General features: G+C 59.8%; 20 protein-coding genes. 4 read left to right on the top strand and 16 right to left on the bottom strand.

Features of this window, described 5'->3' with window-relative positions; all coding sequences use genetic code 11:
• Positions 1 to 49 precede the first annotated feature (49 nt).
• Entirely contained in the window at positions 50 to 514 is a 465-nt protein-coding gene (locus CAFE_RS14460; RefSeq protein WP_066646974.1) for a metallophosphoesterase family protein, read from the bottom strand.
• A gap of 79 nt (positions 515 to 593) precedes the next feature.
• Between CAFE_RS14460 and CAFE_RS14455 the strand changes: the two genes are divergently transcribed.
• Genes CAFE_RS14455 through CAFE_RS14445 form a run of 3 tightly spaced genes read left to right on the top strand, consistent with a single transcriptional unit; the run spans position 594 to position 1,519 of the window.
• Positions 594 to 764, top strand: a complete 171-nt coding sequence (locus tag CAFE_RS14455) for a hypothetical protein (RefSeq protein WP_156991014.1) — start codon at positions 594 to 596, stop codon at positions 762 to 764.
• Positions 765 to 1,133 carry a hypothetical protein gene (locus CAFE_RS14450; RefSeq protein ID WP_066646977.1) on the top strand — a complete coding sequence of 123 codons (369 nt, stop codon included), beginning with the start codon at positions 765 to 767 and terminating at the stop codon, positions 1,131 to 1,133.
• Between the two features lie 8 nt (positions 1,134 to 1,141).
• Positions 1,142 to 1,519 (top strand): hypothetical protein, encoded by a 378-nt coding sequence (locus CAFE_RS14445; protein WP_066646981.1) that lies wholly within the window; start codon positions 1,142 to 1,144, stop codon positions 1,517 to 1,519.
• A gap of 72 nt (positions 1,520 to 1,591) precedes the next feature.
• Here CAFE_RS14445 and CAFE_RS14440 read toward each other — a convergent pair whose 3' ends face one another.
• The 3 genes from CAFE_RS14440 to proB are packed head-to-tail and all read right to left on the bottom strand — an operon-like array spanning position 1,592 to position 4,655.
• The gene (locus CAFE_RS14440) at positions 1,592 to 2,545 is read right to left on the bottom strand and encodes a hypothetical protein (protein WP_066646984.1); all 954 of its coding nucleotides are present in this window, start codon (positions 2,543 to 2,545) and stop codon (positions 1,592 to 1,594) included.
• Positions 2,546 to 2,562: 17 nt separating this feature from the next.
• On the bottom strand, positions 2,563 to 3,807 hold the full coding sequence (locus CAFE_RS14435; RefSeq protein ID WP_066646988.1) for a glutamate-5-semialdehyde dehydrogenase: 1,245 nt from the start codon (positions 3,805 to 3,807) through the stop codon (positions 2,563 to 2,565).
• Between the two features lie 47 nt (positions 3,808 to 3,854).
• A complete protein-coding gene (gene proB, locus CAFE_RS14430; RefSeq protein ID WP_066646990.1) occupies positions 3,855 to 4,655 on the bottom strand; it encodes a glutamate 5-kinase in 801 nt (266 codons plus the stop codon).
• Between the two features lie 226 nt (positions 4,656 to 4,881).
• On the opposite strand from proB, the gene CAFE_RS14425 reads away from it, so the two are divergent.
• Positions 4,882 to 5,196, top strand: a complete 315-nt coding sequence (locus CAFE_RS14425; protein WP_066646992.1) for a helix-turn-helix domain-containing protein — start codon at positions 4,882 to 4,884, stop codon at positions 5,194 to 5,196.
• 44 nt (positions 5,197 to 5,240) lie between these two features.
• Here the strand turns inward: CAFE_RS14425 and CAFE_RS14420 are convergent, their stop codons facing one another.
• The 12 genes from CAFE_RS14420 to CAFE_RS14365 all read right to left on the bottom strand — a co-directional run bounded on the left by CAFE_RS14420 (position 5,241) and on the right by CAFE_RS14365 (position 16,708).
• A complete protein-coding gene (locus CAFE_RS14420; protein WP_083210154.1) occupies positions 5,241 to 7,448 on the bottom strand; it encodes a polyribonucleotide nucleotidyltransferase in 2,208 nt (735 codons plus the stop codon).
• A 189-nt stretch (positions 7,449 to 7,637) separates the two neighbouring features.
• On the bottom strand, positions 7,638 to 7,901 hold the full coding sequence (gene rpsO / locus CAFE_RS14415; protein ID WP_066647119.1) for a 30S ribosomal protein S15: 264 nt from the start codon (positions 7,899 to 7,901) through the stop codon (positions 7,638 to 7,640).
• 146 nt (positions 7,902 to 8,047) lie between these two features.
• The gene (gene ribF, locus CAFE_RS14410; RefSeq protein WP_139104112.1) at positions 8,048 to 8,977 is read right to left on the bottom strand and encodes a riboflavin biosynthesis protein RibF; all 930 of its coding nucleotides are present in this window, start codon (positions 8,975 to 8,977) and stop codon (positions 8,048 to 8,050) included.
• 31 nt (positions 8,978 to 9,008) lie between these two features.
• Complete coding sequence (gene truB / locus CAFE_RS14405; RefSeq protein WP_156991013.1) at positions 9,009 to 9,908, bottom strand: tRNA pseudouridine(55) synthase TruB; 900 nt, start codon at positions 9,906 to 9,908, stop codon at positions 9,009 to 9,011.
• The gene (locus CAFE_RS14400) at positions 9,905 to 10,861 is read right to left on the bottom strand and encodes a DHH family phosphoesterase (protein WP_156991012.1); all 957 of its coding nucleotides are present in this window, start codon (positions 10,859 to 10,861) and stop codon (positions 9,905 to 9,907) included. The genes truB and CAFE_RS14400 overlap by 4 nt, the downstream gene beginning before the upstream one ends.
• Positions 10,848 to 11,207 carry a 30S ribosome-binding factor RbfA gene (rbfA, locus tag CAFE_RS14395; protein ID WP_066647005.1) on the bottom strand — a complete coding sequence of 120 codons (360 nt, stop codon included), beginning with the start codon at positions 11,205 to 11,207 and terminating at the stop codon, positions 10,848 to 10,850. The genes CAFE_RS14400 and rbfA overlap by 14 nt, the downstream gene beginning before the upstream one ends.
• 57 nt (positions 11,208 to 11,264) lie before the next feature.
• Complete coding sequence (infB, locus tag CAFE_RS14390) at positions 11,265 to 13,847, bottom strand: translation initiation factor IF-2 (RefSeq protein ID WP_066647007.1); 2,583 nt, start codon at positions 13,845 to 13,847, stop codon at positions 11,265 to 11,267.
• Positions 13,848 to 13,862: 15 nt separating this feature from the next.
• The gene (locus CAFE_RS14385) at positions 13,863 to 14,168 is read right to left on the bottom strand and encodes a L7Ae/L30e/S12e/Gadd45 family ribosomal protein (protein WP_066647009.1); all 306 of its coding nucleotides are present in this window, start codon (positions 14,166 to 14,168) and stop codon (positions 13,863 to 13,865) included.
• Positions 14,161 to 14,430, bottom strand: coding sequence for an RNase P modulator RnpM (gene rnpM, locus CAFE_RS14380; protein ID WP_066647011.1), 270 nt, complete (start codon positions 14,428 to 14,430; stop codon positions 14,161 to 14,163). Before rnpM ends, CAFE_RS14385 begins: the two co-directional genes overlap by 8 nt.
• 29 nt (positions 14,431 to 14,459) lie before the next feature.
• A complete protein-coding gene (nusA, locus tag CAFE_RS14375; RefSeq protein WP_156991011.1) occupies positions 14,460 to 15,545 on the bottom strand; it encodes a transcription termination factor NusA in 1,086 nt (361 codons plus the stop codon).
• Positions 15,542 to 16,045: a ribosome maturation factor RimP gene (locus CAFE_RS14370; RefSeq protein WP_066647015.1), complete on the bottom strand. Its 504-nt coding sequence runs from the start codon at positions 16,043 to 16,045 to the stop codon at positions 15,542 to 15,544. Before CAFE_RS14370 ends, nusA begins: the two co-directional genes overlap by 4 nt.
• A gap of 126 nt (positions 16,046 to 16,171) precedes the next feature.
• Entirely contained in the window at positions 16,172 to 16,708 is a 537-nt protein-coding gene (locus CAFE_RS14365) for a stage V sporulation T C-terminal domain-containing protein (protein ID WP_066647018.1), read from the bottom strand.
• Between the last annotated feature and the right edge of the window lie 42 nt (positions 16,709 to 16,750).

Raw genomic sequence — 16,750 nt, 5'->3', positions numbered from 1 at the left:
CCTTGTTCCTTTCCGTTCTGATTCGGCATATTCTGTTACAGAGCAGCCGTCAGACCTTCAGAATATTGGTCACGATCCCCGCGGGGGTAATGTCCAGAATTCCATAGGTCCCCGCGCTGCCGCAGAGAGAGCCCGGGTTCATGATATACAATCCGTCCCGGTACTCGGTCAGCGCCGTGTGCGTGTGGCCGAACAGAAGAATATCCGCCTTTCGGCCGCGCGCCGCGGAAACAACATTGTAAATGCCGTACTTTACATTGTAAGTATAACCATGGGTATAGAAAATATTTTTTCCGCCAAGCGCGGTAAACCCTTCGTCGGGCAGCGTGCTGCCCCAGTCGCAGTTTCCGCGCACCATCAGAAACATCCGGTCGCGAAAGCTGTCCTTTGCGTCGGCGGCCTCCTCCTCTCCGTCCCCAAGGTGAATGACAACCTCCGCCCTTGGCTGCTTCAGAATCGCCGCCCGAAGGGAAAAGGAGTCCCTGTGGGTGTCGGATACAACCAGAATTCGCATGAAAAGACCTCCTGAACCGCCCTGCCGGGACGGGCATATATTAATCGGGCATCGCATAAAGATATTGCGGGGTGATGTTATGCAAAACAATTCGGGCAACAATCAGCTTTTGGAAACCCTGATGAGCAAGCTGGGTCCGCAGGACCAGGAACGGGTAAAATCTCTTCTGTCGGATAAAGAAGCCTGTGAAAAAATTCTGAGTTCCCGGGAGGCGCAGGACCTGATCCGCCAATTCAAGGGAGGAAAATAAATGGAAGACCTCTCCTCCATGCTGAATGACATTTTAAAGAACCCGGAAAGCATGGAGAAAATCAAGAATCTGGCGGGTATGCTGGGCGGGGGGACGGGGCCTCCGCCCTCTTCCCCGTCGGGCGGGGCGCCGCTTCCCGCCGTGCAGGACAACCGGACGCCCGACGGCCTGGACCAGGATTCCATGCGGATGATCATGAAGCTTGCGCCCATGATCTCCAAATTCCGGCAGGAAGACGACAGCACGCGGCTTTTGCGGTCGCTGCGGCCCTTTTTAAACGAGGATAAAAGAAAGAAACTGGATGAGGCGATTCGGCTGATGCAGATTGTCCGAATGCTTCCTCTCATCCGGGGCAGCGGGCTTTTATGAGGTGAACCATGCCAGGAAACCGAAACGGAGATTCATATAGCTTTCAGAGCCTTCAGGAGGATGCCGTCCGCCGCGCAAGGGAAATGCAGGCAAGGGCGCACCTTTCGCCCTTCGAGGCCCCCGGTCCGGCCGGGAACCGCCCTTCCGAGCCGCAGCCGCGTCCTTATGAGGAACGGCCTTCCGCGGGCGAACAGGACCGTCCGGTTCCGCCGCCCTCCCAGCCGCCGCCCGGCCCCGAGGAGCCGGCGGATCACCTGGCCTCCGGTCTGCTGGACTCGCTTCTGAAAGACAACGAGCGCACGCTGATCTGGGTTCTTCTTCTGATTCTGCTGGAAGAAAAGGCGGATACGGCACTGATTTTCGCTCTGATGTATCTTGCAACATAACCGCTGCGCATCACTCCCCGGGCAGGGATCCCCGGGCCGACGGGCCTAAACGGGAAGCCCCGCCCGGTTTTTTCATGTCTCCGGCAGCGCCTTGACCGCGTAAATATACTGCTGCTGCGTCGTTGGGTCCATCTTCAGGTCGTATTCCATGTGTTTTACGGGTTTCGGCGTCACATTGGAAGAGGCCGGGCCCGACGACTGCGCCCGGGTTTCGTCGCTGGGCGCGACGTACCCAACCCGAAGAAGCACCATGTCGTCCTTTTTCCTCGCCTCTTCGGTATATGGGGTATAAGTGCTGTCAAGCGAATACAGGGCCACATGGAACTGCGCGTTCTGGGAATCATATTCATAGAAGGTTTCTTCCGTGGGATTCTTCGGCTGCAGCTGGCAGTTTGGCCCGAACAGCTGGTGGCAGGCGTCCGCCACATCGCCGAGCGGGACAAGCGTTCTGCCCGCGTCGTCGTAATCGGTGTAGCCCGACGCGCTGTCGCTGGTCATGCACTGCCACAGGGAAGCGTTCAGCACGAAATCCGGGTCCGCCTCCTCCGGCGAGGAAAACGGCTGCGGGTCCTGCGCGACGGCTACCGTCAGGAACTGGTCGTACGCGCGCAGCTTGCTGTCGTCCGTCAAAGCGGAATGGATTTTGGTTCCGATCTCCGTCGCAAGAAATCCGACGCCGACCAGCGCCAGAATCAGAACCAGCGATCCGACAAAGATTCCGTAACGGTTGCGGCCGCTCCGTTTCGGCCTCGGTTTTTCCGGTGTCTGCGCGCCCATGCCGTCGTCCCATTTGGTCAGCAGCCGTTCGTCGTCGATGGTGTCGTTCTCCGGCAGAAAATCATCGATTTCCGTGTCGTTTTCCAGTCTGGCGCGCCGCGCGGGGGAGGGTTCCGGCACGGTGCCGTGCGCGGAAGGAGGCCGGCGGCTTTTCTTTGGCGGCGGAGCCTTTTTTTCTCCGCCCGCAAAGGATGAGCGGTAATCCGCGGAGTAGGATTCCGGACCTTGCTCTTTCTTATTTTTTTCCATGGGATTCCACCCTCTTTCTAACGAATCTGCCCGCTGCCGGTCACAATAAATTTATAGGAAGTCAGCTCAAAAGCGCCCATGGGGCCGCGGGCGTGCAGCTTCTGGGTGGAGATTCCGATCTCCGCCCCAAGCCCGAACTCGCCCCCGTCGGTAAACCGCGTGGAAGCGTTGACGTAAACCGCGGCCGCATCCACGGCTGCGGTAAACCGTCTGGCGTTTTCGTAGCTGTCGGTCACAATGACCTCGCTGTGTCCGGTCGAATAGCGGGCGATATGGCGGATCGCCTCGTCCATACTGTCGACCACCCGAACGGCGAGGATGTAATCCAGATACTCGGCGGCCCAGTCGTCCTCCGTCGCGGGAACGACGCCGTCTCCCAGAATCGCCCTGGTTCGTTCGCACCCGCGCAGCTCCACATGCTTTTCGTCCAGCCTCTTTTGAATGGCCGGAAGCGCCCGCTGTGCAATCTCCCGGTGAACCAGAATAGTTTCGATCGCGTTGCAGACGGAGGGCCGGGAAGTTTTGGCGTTGAAGATAATCTCCGCCGCCATGCCGACGTCCGCGGAATTATCCACGTACACATGGCAGTTCCCGGCGCCCGTCTGGATGACGGGGACGCGCGAGTTTTCCACAACCGAACGGATCAGCCCCTGCCCGCCGCGCGGAATCAGAACGTCGAGATACCCGGTGAGCCGCATCATTTCCACCGCGGAGGCGCGGGAGGTGTCGCCCACCAGCTGAACACAGTCGGGATTCAGGCCGCAGGCTTCCAGCGCGCCGCGCATTGCGCCGGCGATTGCTTCATTGGAGCGCAAGGCTTCTTTTCCGCCGCGGAGGATGACCGCGTTGCCGGCCTTCAGGCAAAGCGCCGCCGCGTCCGCCGTCACATTCGGGCGGGCTTCGTAAATCATGCCGATCACGCCGATCGGGACGCGTACCTTTTCGATTTTCAGCCCGTTCGGGCGAAGAAAGCCTGACACCACCTGCCCGACCGGGTCGGCCTGCGCCGCGACCGAGCGAATGCCGTCCGCCATGCCCCGGACCCGGTCCGGCGACAGGGCCAGCCGGTCCATCAGCGGCGCGCTCATCCCGTCCCGCTCCGCCTGATCAAGATCCAGCCGGTTGGCGGAAAGAATCTCCTGCTTGGAATCCTCCACAGCCCCGGCCATGGCGAAAAGCGCCTTTTGCCTCAGCTCCCCGGCGGCGGCAAGCTCGCGGGCGGCGGCTTTCGCCCTTCTTCCCATTTCCTGCAAAGCAGTCATTGTCTTCTCCTTCGCGCCTGACGGCGCTCTGTGATCTTTCCTTTATTCTAACCGTTTTTTCTTCCGAAAACTGTCCCAATTTGCGCTCCCTCAAACAGGTCGTACAGCTTTTCGGGGTAAGCGCCGCTCATAATGCAGCAGGGAATCCCCGCCTGATTGACGAAATCGGCGGCGTCCACCTTGGTGCGCATTCCGCCGGTTCCGCGCCTGGAACCCGCCCCGCCCGCCAAGGCGCGGATCTCGTCCGTCACCTGCGGCACAACCGGAATTCGGCTTGCGTTCGGATTTACCGACGGGTTGTCGTCATAAAGCCCGTCGATGTCGGTCAGAAGAATCAAAAGGTCCGCTCCGATCAGCCGGGCCACGATCGCCGACAGCGTGTCGTTGTCGCCGATCTGGTTTCCCACCAGCTCATCCACAACCACGGTATCGTTTTCATTGACCACCGGGATAATGTCCATCCCGATCAGTTCCTGAAATGTATTTTCTGTGTTTTTGCGCGTGTTTTCGCTCGCTATCACGTCGCCGGTCAAAAGGACCTGTGCGACCGTGCGGTTATACTCGCCGAAAAATTTATCATAGATGAACATCAGCTCGCACTGGCCGACCGCCGCCACCGCCTGCCGCTTTTCGGTTTCCCGCGGGCGTTCCCGCAGGCCGAGTTTGCCGACGCCGACGCCGATCGCGCCGCTGGTGACCAGCACCATTTCCCTTCCGGAGTTCTGCAGGTCGCTTAAAACCTTGCAGAGGCGCTCAATCCTGCGCAGATTCAGCTTTCCGTTTTCATAGGTCAGCGTGGAAGTCCCAACCTTAACGACGATCCGCTTTGCCTGTGTAACAGAGGACATGGCTCCGCTTTCCACTCCCTTCCTTTTCGCTCCGATTATATCATAATTTTGTACTGGATTGAACAGGTTTTACAAAAATGGCATTGCACAATATGGAACCCGCAATCAATCTAAAATATTTTTTATTACATTTAAGCAAAAATTCACTCTGTGGTTAATAGATACACTGAATTGTTCTCTTAAAGTGTACAATTATCGAGTAAACTCATGTCAAGGAGCTGATATTATGATTTTTGATTTTGGCTATCGTCTTCGCGAGCTGCGGGAAAGCAAAAATCTAACCCAAACTCAGGTGGCAAAGCGCCTGAATCTTTCCAAAACCACGATCAGTGGCTATGAAAATAACATTAAAACCCCATCCTTAGAAGTTCTGGTCAAACTATCCATCCTTTACGGTGCTTCCGCCGACTACATTCTCGGGCTGGAAAACCGAAAACTGATACAGATCGACGGGCTGACGATGAACCAGGAGGAAATTCTCAAAATCCTGCTGAAGGAATTCAAGAACCTGAATAAAAAAAGCATGACTGTCATGAAATAGTATAAAAAGCGCAGCCTTTGACTGCGCTTTTTATCCGTTTAATTTTATTGCCTTGGTTTTCCGTAATTCGGTTTCGAGCCGGAGTGGCCGCGGTCGTCGCGCCGCGGGGCCGGCCTGCGGAACGGGCGGGGCTCCGGATCATTTTCGGGAACCAGACCCTCCACCTCGATCAAAGCGTCGCGCCGGGAAAGATTCAGCCTTCCCTTTTCATCGATATTCAGCACCTTGACCATGACCGCGTCGCCGATATTGACGACGTCCGTCACCTTTTCCACCCGCTTGACATCCAGCTGGGAGATATGCACCAGGCCTTCCTTGCCGGGCGCGATTTCAACAAACGCGCCGAAATCCATCAGCCGGGTTACCTTTCCGTTATAGATGGAACCCGGCTCCGGGTCGTTCGCGATCGTATCAATTATGCTGATCGCCCGCTTGCAGTTGTCGAGGTCAATGCCGGAAACATACACATGCCCGTCTTCCTCCACATCCACCTTAACGTCGCATTCGGCGCAGATCTTCTGGATCACCTTTCCGCCGGAACCGATGACCTCGCGGATCTTTTCGAGCGGAATCGAAATGGAAAGCATCTTCGGCGCGTATTTGGAAAGCTCTTTGCGGGGTTCCGGAATCGCTTTGAGCATCACGTCGTCGATGATATAATCCCTGGCTTTATGGGTCTTATACAGAGCCTCTCTCACCATGTCCGGCGTCAGGCCGTTGATTTTCAAATCCATCTGGATCGCCGTGATGCCCGCGTGCGTTCCGGCGACCTTGAAGTCCATGTCGCCGAAGAAATCCTCAACGCCCTGAATGTCCACCATGGTCATCCAGCGGTCGCCCTCGGTAATCAGTCCGCAGGAAATGCCCGCGACCGGCGATTTGATCGGGACGCCCGCGTCCATCAGCGCCAGCGTGGAGCCGCAGATGGATGCCTGCGAGGTGGAGCCGTTGGACGAAAGGACCTCCGAAACAAGGCGCATGGTATACGGGAATTCGTCGACGGACGGAATCACCGGCAGCAGCGCGCGCTCGGCAAGGGCGCCGTGGCCGATCTCGCGCCGGCCCGGACCGCGGCTGGGCTTGGTTTCGCCGACGGAATAGGACGGCATGTTATACTGGTGGATATAACGCTTCGTTTCCTGTTCGTCGATGCTGTCGAACGTCTGCTCGTCGCTCATGGGGCCGAGCGTAGCGACGGTGAGCACCTGCGTCTGGCCGCGGGTAAACATGCCGGAGCCGTGAACGCGGGGCAGAAGGCCGACTTCCGCGGAAAGCGGGCGGATGTCGTCCATTTTACGGCCGTCGACGCGCTTTTGCTCGTCCAAAAGCCAGCGTCGCACCACATATTTCTGCGTCTTATACATGCACTCGTCGATCTTCGCCTGCTGGTCGGGGTAGATCGGGTCGAATCTTTCATGAACCTTTTCATAGACAGGCTGCAGCCGCTGGTCGCGGACGTTCTTGTCGTCGGTGTCGAGCGCGGCGCGGACGTCGTCGATCGCAAAGTCCTTGACCGCCTCGAGCATGTCCTCGTCCGGTTCGTTGCTGGGGTAGGAGAATTTCGGCTTGCCGATTTCCGCCTTGATGGAATTGATAAACTCGATGATCGCCTGGTTCGCCTTGTGCCCGGCCATAATCCCGTTGTACATCACGTCGTCCGGAATCTCCTCGGCGCCCGCCTCGATCATGGCAATGCGGTCGGCGGTCGAAGCGACCGTCACGGCCATCTTGGAACTCTTTCTCTGCTCGCTGTTCGGGTTGATGACGAACTCCCCGTCCACATACCCGACGGAAACGCCGGAAATCGGGCCGTTCCACGGGATGTCCGAAATGCTGAGGGCGATGGATGTGCCGACCATCGCGGCGATTTCCGGCTGGCAGTCATGGTCGACGCTCATCACGGTGCAGACGACCGAAACGTCGTTGCGCATGTCCTTCGGGAACAGCGGGCGGATCGGGCGGTCGATCACGCGGGAAGTCAGAATCGCCTTGTCGGTCGGGCGGCCTTCGCGCTTGATGTAAGAGCCCGGAATCCTGCCGACGGAATAGAGCTTTTCCTCAAAATCGACGGAAAGCGGGAAAAAGTCCACGCCGTCGCGGGGCTTTGCGGAAGCCGTGGCCGCCACATGAACCACCGTTTCGCCGTAGCGCACCAGGCACTCGCCGTTCGCAAGCTGTGCCATCTTGCCGGTTTCCACCACAAGCGGCCTGCCGGCAAAATCCGTTTTGTACACTTTGAATTTTTCAAACATGAATGAATTCTCCTCCGTTTCTGCTCCGGAGGGCGGGTACGGCTGATTTAGCAATAAAACCGGCGCCCCGCCGACCGCGCCGGGCGTCCGTTTCACTGCTAAATTCCCGTGTTTGCCACTTTCCGGAGAAATCTCATAAATAGCCTAAAGGCAGGCGGTAACAAGAACCGCCTGCCCTGGATTTCTAAATTATTTGCGGATTCCCAATTTTTCAATGATGACACGATACCGGGTAATATCGCTCTTCATCAGGTAATTGAGCATATTTCTTCTCTGGCCGACCATTTTCAAAAGTCCGCGGCGGGAATGGTGATCCTTTTTGTGGGCCTTCAGATGCTCGGTCAGCGCGTTGATTCTGTTGGTGAGAATCGCAATCTGAACCTCCGGCGAGCCGGTGTCTCCCTCGTGCAGCGCATACTGCTTGATAATTTCGGTCTTTTCTTCTTTCAGCATTTCCTGTTCCACCTTTTTATAAATTTCCCGCATTCTCAGAACAGGGCCGGTGAAATCCCCGCACACGGGGCGTTTCCCCTGATCCGGGAAAGGGGTTCCATGGTTTTTTATTATAACACAGCGTCACTTATTTGTAAATCAAAAAATCACTCCGCCGTATGCAGCGGTCTGCGGTAATACTCCCCCGCCCGTGCGCCGTCGCGCTTTATGGCGCGCCGCAGCTCCTCCAGCGTGGAAAACCGCTGTTCCGGGCGCAGAAAGCGGAGCAGCTCCACGCGAACGGAGCTTCCGTACAGTTCGCCGCCCCGGTACTCCGGCATCCAGGTTTCCGAAAGAGGCCGGTCGGAGCCGACCGTCGGCCTGACCCCCACGTTGGTTACGCCCAGATGGCTTTCCTCCCCGACCGAAACCCTAGAAGCGTAAACGCCGAACTTCGGCCGTACAAACCCCTCCGGCAGCTCCTGGTTCAAGGTCGGGGTTCCGAGCGAATGCCCCAGCCTTCTTCCGTGCCGGACGGGCATCCGGTAACCGAACGGGCGGCCCAGCAGCCGGGCCGCGTCGTCGACGCGCCCGCTTTCGATCAGCCCGCGGATCCGCGTGGAGCTGACGGGCGTTCCGTCCACCAGCACGGCCTGCGCGACCGACACGCCGACGCCGCGCTCCCCGCACAGGGAGGAAAGCGCCGCGCTGTCGGCCCTGCCGCCGCGCCCAAACGTAAAGTTAAACCCGCAGCAGGCTTTTTTTGCCTTCAGGCAGCCGACCAGAACCTGCTCCACGAATTCCTCCGCCGTCAGATCCTTGACCGTGTGGAATTCCAGAATATACAGCTGCTTTACGCCCATTTCCTTCAGCAGGGCGATTTTATCCTCCTGCGAAAGCAGCCGGCCCCCGGCGCCGCCGCCCAAATCCATCCGCGGATTTTCCGCGAAGGTAAGCACGGTCGGCAGCAGTCCTTCCGCCGCGCCGCCGCAGGCCAGGGAAACCACCTTCCGGTGCCCGATGTGCAGCCCGTCGAAATTCCCCAGCGCCACGGCGCTTTCCCCCCGGGAGGGTATCAGTGTTCTAAAAACATCCATGCTTATATTTCTCCAAAATGAAACTCTTTATTCAGCGCCGAAACAGGCGCAGCACGCGCAGCTGGCCGGCCGACGCCCGGCCCAGGCCGAGAAAGGCCCCGTCCGGCCCCTGCACGCGGAAAACGGCGTCCTCCGCCGGCAGTGCGCGCCGCAGCGCCGTTCTTTCGAGGTCCAGCGCCCCGCCGTTTTGAAAGCGGGCCGCCTGCGCCGGTGAAACGGAGACCGCCGGCATCCCTGAAAACAGCGACTCCACCGGCAAGAGCCTTTCGGCGAGCCGTCCGCCGGCCGCCAGTTCCTTTGCCCGGTCCAGCGTGACGCTGTCCGCCAGCGTAAAACCGGACGCGCGCGTCCGGCGGAGGGATGACATCACGCCGTATGTATGCAGCGCTTCCCCAAGATCCGCGCAGAGCGTGCGGATATAGGTTCCCTTGGAACAGGCGATTCGCAGCGTGCCGCTGCGCGACGGCTCGTCGTAGGACAGCAGCTCCAGTTCACGGATCGTGACCGGACGCGGCTCGCGCTCCACTTCGATTCCCTGCCCCGCAAGGTCGTAAAGGCGTTTTCCGCCGACACTGATGGCCGAAACCATCGGCGGCACCTGCAGAATCTCGCCGCGGAACGCCCCGAGCGCCGCCTCCACCGCTTCGCGGGACGCGCCCCGGTCGCTTTCGGCGGTCGTTTTTCCGGTCGTGTCCTGCGTATCCGTCGCAATTCCCAGCCGGAAACCCGCCTCGTACTCCTTGTCGGTGTCGGGCAGCAGAGCGTTCGCGCGCGTCGCGCAGCCGAGCAGCAGGGGCAGCACGCCGGTCGCCATCGGGTCCAGCGTGCCCGTGTGCCCGATCTTTTTTTCATGCGTCAGCCCGCGCATCACCGCGACCGCGTCGAAAGAGGTAAAGCCGGCGGGCTTGTCCAGAATCAGGATTCCGTTCATAACCGCGGTTTCAGATACTCCCGCACCGCGCGGAGCATCTGTTCCTTCGCTTCTGCAAGCGGCAGATTCAGCGTGCAGCCGGCGGCTCCCTTATGCCCGCCGCCGCCGAACTTTTCACAGATTTCAGAGGCGTTGGCGGGGTCGTGCGCGCGCAGCGAAACCTTCCAGGCTCCGTCCTCTTTCTCGCGGAGGGTGACGCCGACAATCACGCCCTCAATCCCGCGCGGGATGGTCGCAAGGCCGTCGAGGTCGTCCTCCCTCGCGCCGGATTCTCGCACCATCTGCCGCGAGATGACAATGACCGCGACCCTGCCGCCGCAGTCGTACCCGATGGAATCGAGCACCCTGCGCTCCATGTCGAGCCTCGCGCGGCTTTTGGTGTCGAACATCTCGCGGTTGATCGTCGGCGCGTCGATGCCCGTTTCCACCAGATCGGCCGCGATACGGTAGGTGCGCGGCGTCACGTTGATATACTTGAAGCAGCCGGTGTCCGTCGTGATGCCGGTGTAAAGCGGCGCGGCGATGTCCGGGGTAATCTCCGCCTTCAATTCCCGGAGAAGGTCGAAAATGATCTCGCAGGTCGCCGCCGCCTTCGGATTCAGGCAGGTCTCGGCGGCGTAAAGCGTGTTGGAGGGGTGATGGTCGATGCACAGGTCGATTTTTCCGCCCCATTCGGATTCGAGCGGTTCGCCCAGCAGCTTTTCGTCGGCGATATCCACCGCCGCGACAAGGTCCGGCTCAAACTCGTCGTCGGGCAAACCCCGGAACAAAAAGTCGTATTTCGGGCCGATTTGGTCGGAGCAGCGAATCGCAGCGCGCTTGCCCATCCGCCGCAGCCCGCGGCACAGCGCGCTGGCGCAGCCGAGGGTGTCGCCGTCCGGGAACTGATGGCTTAAAATCAGCACCCGCTCCGCCTTTCGCAGGCGGGCGGCCGCTTCCTCAACCCCGATCATGCTCGTCCTCCTTCAGGTCGTTCAGGATCCTTGAAATATTCGCGCTGTACTCGATGGAATCCGTGGGCTTAAAGAGTATTTCCGGAATCTTGCGCAGGGAAAGGCGGCCGCCAAGCTCATGCCGGATGAACCCGGCTGCGGACTTCAGGCCCGCAACCGCTTTTTTGGCCTGGTCCATCCCCTCCATCGCGCTGATATAGACCGTGCAGTAGGACAGATCGTTCGTCACATCGACGCGGACGATGCTGATCAGCCCCTGAACCCGCGGATCCTTCAGCTCGCGTAAAATCGCGGTCAGCTCGCGTTTGATATCCTCCGTTACACGTCCCATTTTGTGTCCGGCCATAAATACGTCCCTCCCTGGTAAAAAACCCGCCGCTTGCACGGCGGGCCTCTGTTTCGCCTATTCTTTGTATTCTTCCATCTGGAAGGCTTCCAGAATGTCGCCTTCCTTGATATCGTTGTATTTTTCCAGCCCGATGCCGCAGTCGTAGCCCTCGGCGACTTCCTTCACATCATCCTTGAAGCGCTTGAGAGAAGCGATCTTGTCTTCGGTCAGGACAATCCCGTCGCGAACCACCCGGATCTGCGCGGTACGGAGGATCTTGCCGGTCGTGACGTGGCAGCCGGCGATGGTGCCGACGCTGCTGATGCGGTAGACCTGGCGGACCTCCGCCTTGCCGAGCGAGGCCTCGCGGAATTTCGGCGCGAGCATGCCCTTCATGGCGTCGCCGATCTCGTTGATGCAGTCGTAGATGACGCGGTAGAGCCTCAAATCCACGCCGTCGCGCTTCGCGTTTTCTTCCGCCACCGGATCGGGGCGGACGTTGAAGCCCACGATGATCGCGTTGGAGGCCGACGCCAGCATGACGTCCGACTCGTTGATGGCGCCGACGCCGCTGTGGATCACATTGACGCGGACTTCCTCGTTGGTCAGCTTTTCCAGCGACTGGCACACCGCTTCGACGGAACCCTGTACGTCCGCCTTGACGATCAGGTGAAGCTCCTTCATATCGCCCTGCTGCATCTGGTCGAACAGGTTGTCGAGCGTCACCTTGGTGCGCGAGTTGAATTTTTCTTCCTTCTGTTCGCTGCGGCGCTGCTCGACCAGCTCCCTTGCGAGCCGTTCGTCGGAAACCGCGTTGAAGATGTCCCCGCCCGTCGGCACGTCGTCAAGGCCCGTGATCTCCACCGGGACGCTTGGTCCGGCGGACTCGATCGTCCGGCCGTTTTCATCCGTCATGGCGCGCACGCGGCCCACCGTGGTCCCCGCGACAAGGATGTCGCCCTGACGCAGGGTGCCGTTCTGGACCAGCATGGTCGCCACCGGGCCGCGGCCCTTGTCGAGCCTGGCTTCCACCACGGTTCCCCTTGCGGCGCGGTCGGGGTTGGCTTTCAGTTCCTTCATATCCGCGACCAGCAGGATCATTTCCAAAAGCTCTTTAATCCCGGTTTTCTGCACCGCGGAGACCGGCACGCACGGAATATCGCCGCCCCATTCCTCCGGAACCAGCTCGTATTTCGTCAGGCCTTCCATGACCGCCTGAGGATTCGCGCCCGGTTTATCCATTTTGTTGATCGCGACGATGATGGAAACGTTCGCGGCCTTCGCATGGTTGATGGCCTCCACCGTCTGCGGCATGATGCCGTCGTCCGCCGCGACGACCAGAACCGCGATGTCCGTCACCTGGGCGCCCCTTGCGCGCATGGTGGTGAACGCCTCGTGGCCCGGGGTGTCGAGGAACGTGACGTCGCGCCCGCCGACCTTGACCTGATAGGCGCCGATGTGCTGCGTGATGCCGCCGGCCTCCGTTTCCGTCACGCTGGTGTGACGGATCGCGTCAAGCAGGGAGGTTTTGCCGTGGTCGACGTGGCCCATGACCACGACCACCGGGGCGCGCGTCACCAGATTGTCGTCTTTGTCCTCGCTGTCGTCGATGATCCGCTCCTCAATGGTGACAACGACTTCCTTCTGCACCTTGGCGTGGAATTCGATCGCCGCAAGCGACGCCGTGTCGAAGTCGATCACATCGTTGACCGCCGCGAACACGCCCATGCCCATCAGCTTCTTGATGACTTCCGCCGCTGTCGCTTTCAGGCGGGTGGCAAGCTCGCCGACCGTGATCTGCTCCGGAATCTGCACGGTGATCGGCTTTGCCTTGCGCTCCATCGCGATGCGGCGCAGACGTTCCGACTCGGTCTCCTTGCGGGAGTTGCGCGGCCTGCCGCGGTACTGTGAGCTGCGCTGCGTCAGTTTCTGCTTTTTCACCACGTTGTCGTTCGGCTTCACCTTTTCGGAGGCGAGCCGGTCGTACTTTTCGTTGTATTTATCCAGCTCCACATGGGTGGAATGCGTATCCACGATTCTGCCCGTGGGGCGCTGAATGGTATTTCCGCCGGTTTCCAGCCGGATGCTGTTTTGCTGGGGGCGGCGCTGCTGCTGCGGCCTCTGGCCCTGCTGCGGATGCGCGGCGCCGCGGTTCTGCCCGGCGTTCTGCTGCCGGTCGGGACGCTGCTGCTGGCCGGGACGCTGCTGACCGGGGCGCTGCTGTTGCTGCTGCGCGGGCCTTTGACCCTGGCGCTGGCGGTGATCGGAAGACGGCCCCCGGTTTTCGGGCCTTTTTCCGTCGTTTCTGCGGGGAGCGGATGAGGAGGAGGCGGGACGGGGCGCGGACGCCGGCGACGGCGACGGCGACGGGGACGCCGGCTTCGGCGCGCTCTGCGCCGGCTGCGTGCGAACCGCCACATCGGGCCGTTCCGGTTCCACAACCGGCTCGTGGCGGCCGGCCTGTGCGAAATAGGAGTCCAGGCTTTTCGTGTTGTTTTTCTGGGTAAAGGACTCAAACACGAGATCCAGTTCGTCCTCGGTCAAAGCCGTCATATGTTTTTTTGTTTCACCGGTGTATTCCTGCAAAGCGTCTATCACGTCCTTATTCGGGACGTCCAGGTCCTTTGCCACCTCGTGTACCCTGTATTTAATCATCATAGTATGAATTCCTCCTCAATCTTCCGCGTTCAGCGCGAGCAGCTTTTTTGCAAATCCCTTATCATTTACCGCGATGACCCCCGTTCGTTTTCCAATGGCGCAGCCGATTTCGTCCATGTTCTCACGCAGCGTCGCCGTTTCCACATTTCCCTTTGCCGCGGCCGCTAAAACCGTTCGCGCCGTGCGTGGGGACAGATCCGACGCAAACAGGATCAGCGGGCATCCGCCCTTGAGCGCCGTCTCCTGTACGGCGTCGCTGCCCAGGCAGAGCTTCCCGGCCCGTCTTGCAATTCCCAGCAAAGAAAGCAGCCTGTTATCCATCCCCTCTCAGTTCCTCCTCCAGACGGTCGTAAACCTCGTCGGGGATCCGGCACGAAAAGGCTTTTTCCAGCCGTCTTGCCTTTCGCGCCGCCTTCAGACAGTCAATGCTTTTGCAGACATAGGCGCCGCGCCCGGGCTTGCGGCCGGTCAGGTCCATCGAAATCTCCCCCTCGGGGGATTTCACCACCCGGATCAGTTCCTTTTTCGGTTTCATCTGCCCGCATCCCGCGCACATGCGCAGCGGGACTTTTCGTTTCTGCATTGCCCATCCGCCCCTTCGGCATCGTTCTTTTATTCTTCCGCGGGTTCTTCTTCCGCGGGCTCTTCCGCCGGTTCTTCATAGAACCCGCTTTGCGGCTTAATGTCGATTTTCCAGCCCGTCAGCCTTGCCGCCAGGCGGGCGTTCTGGCCCTTGTTCCCGATGGCGAGCGAAAGCTGGTCGTCCGGAACCGCGACGCGGCACGCGCGGGAGCCGTCCGCCGCCGGGACCACGTCCACGACGCTCGCCGGGGACAGCGCGGAAGCGATGAACTGCTTCGGGTCGTCGCTGTACTGGACGATGTCGATTTTTTCCCCGCCGAGCTCCGCCACAATGTGGTTGACGCGCATTCCCTTTGAGCCGATGCAGGAGCCGACCGCGTCGACATCCGGGTTGTGGCTGTAAACGGCAATCTTCGTGCGGGACCCGGCCTCGCGCGAAACGGCCTTGATCTCGACCGTGCCGTCGTAGATTTCCGGCACCTCCGCTTCAAACAGGCGTTTGACAAGGTCCGGGTGAATCCGGCTGATCATCGCACGCGGGCCCTTCTCGGTTTCCTTAACGTCGGCAACGTACACCTTGATGCGGTCGCCTTCCCGCAGAACCTCGCCCGCGACCTGCTCCGACTTCGGCAGCACGGCCTCCGCCTTGCCGATGGTCAGGGTGGCGGCGCCGGTGCGCGGGTCGACCTGCTCCACCACGGCGCTGACCAGCTCCTGGTGCTTGCTTTCAAACTCCTGGAACATGCGGTCGCGCTCCCCGTCCCGGATGCCCTGGCGGATGATATTCCGCGCCGTCTGCGCGGCGATGCGCCCGAAATCCTTTGTGTCGAGCGGAACGGCGACCTTGTCGCCCAGTCCCGCCGTCGGGTCGATTCCCCTCGCCTTTTCCAGCGTAATTTCTTTTCCCTTATCCGTTATGTCCTCAACGACGGTCTTGCGCAGGTAAACCTCAAAATTGCCTTTGGCCTGGTCGACGTTTACCACGCAGTCCTCATTGCCGTAGCTGTTCTTGCAGGCGGTGACGATCGCCTTCTTGATGCGGTCCACCATAAAGTCGACCGAAATACCGCGCTCTTTTTCCAGCAGGTTCAGGGCGTCAAAAATCTCGCTGTTCATGTTTCCTCATACTCCTCCAATTCGTCCTCCTCCAGAAGCCGCACCCACGCGGCGTCCCGAAGGGGCAGACCGACCGTTTCCCCGGAATCGGCCGTTATTTTCAGCTCGCCGCCTTCATAACCGGCAAGCAGCCCCGTTAAATTCCTCGTTCCGTCCTGCAGGGGGCGGATCAGCCTGACCGCCACGCGGGACCCGAGGTACGCCGCGAAATGCTCGTCGCGCCGCAGTTCCCGGTTCATGCCGGGGGACGAAACCTCCAGGCAGTAGGATTCCCGGATCGGGTCCAGTTCATCCAGAGGGCCGTTCACCGCGCGGCTCATTGCCTCGCAGTCGTCGATGCCGACTCCGCCCGGCTTGTCGATGAAAATCCTCAGGTACCAGGCGCCGCCTTCCTTTTCATACCGCACATCCCAGACCGAAAGCCCCAGCTGCTGCGCGTAGGGCAGCGCCAGCTTTCGGACCGCGGCGGAAACGCCGCCCTCTTTCCCTTTTCCGGCCATCGTGCTTCACCCCGCTATACAAACAAAAGAGCGGGTCGCCCCACTCTTTCATCCCATCTTTCATATTCCTTGGATATTTTAACACACAAAGAAAAAAATTGCAAGAGAATTCCGAAAATGATTGCGCTACTCCTCCATTTGCTTGCCGAGAAAAGCCGCCGCGACCTGCACCAGCTTCATCTTTGTCTCATCCGGCGCGGCCTGCGTTTCATCCTCCAGCAAAATCACGGCGCCCGTCACGTCGCTGGAAGCCAGAATCGGGCAGACAACGCTCGCCATGCGGTCAATTCCCTCGATGGGCTGCAGCTTTTCGCCGCTGGTGTTGATAAAGGTCCGGCGGGACTGCATGCACTCCTCCAGCTCCGGCGTAACCCTGCGCTCCAGGTATTCCTTGCGGGAAACCCCGGCGGCGGCCACAACATGGTCCCGGTCGCAAATCAACATAGGCAGGCCCGCCGTACGGTTCAGAACTTCCGCATACTGAAAGGCAAACGTGGAAAGCTCCCCGACGGGTGAATATTTTTTAAAAATGACTCCTCCCTGCGAATCCGTATAAATCTCAAGGGCGTCTCCCTCGCGGATGCGCAGCGTCCTGCGGATCTCCTTCGGTATGACAACGCGACCCAAGTCGTCGATTCTCCTGACTATTCCTGTGGCTTTCAATTTTTATTTACCTCCTATGCGGTGATTTACATCCCTATTATC

The organism is Caproicibacter fermentans (genome assembly GCF_009746625.1).
Lineage (GTDB): Bacteria > Bacillota > Clostridia > Oscillospirales > Acutalibacteraceae > Caproicibacter > Caproicibacter fermentans.
Note: the sequence above shows the minus strand (reverse complement) of the source record. Positions and strands in the feature narration are given on the sequence as shown.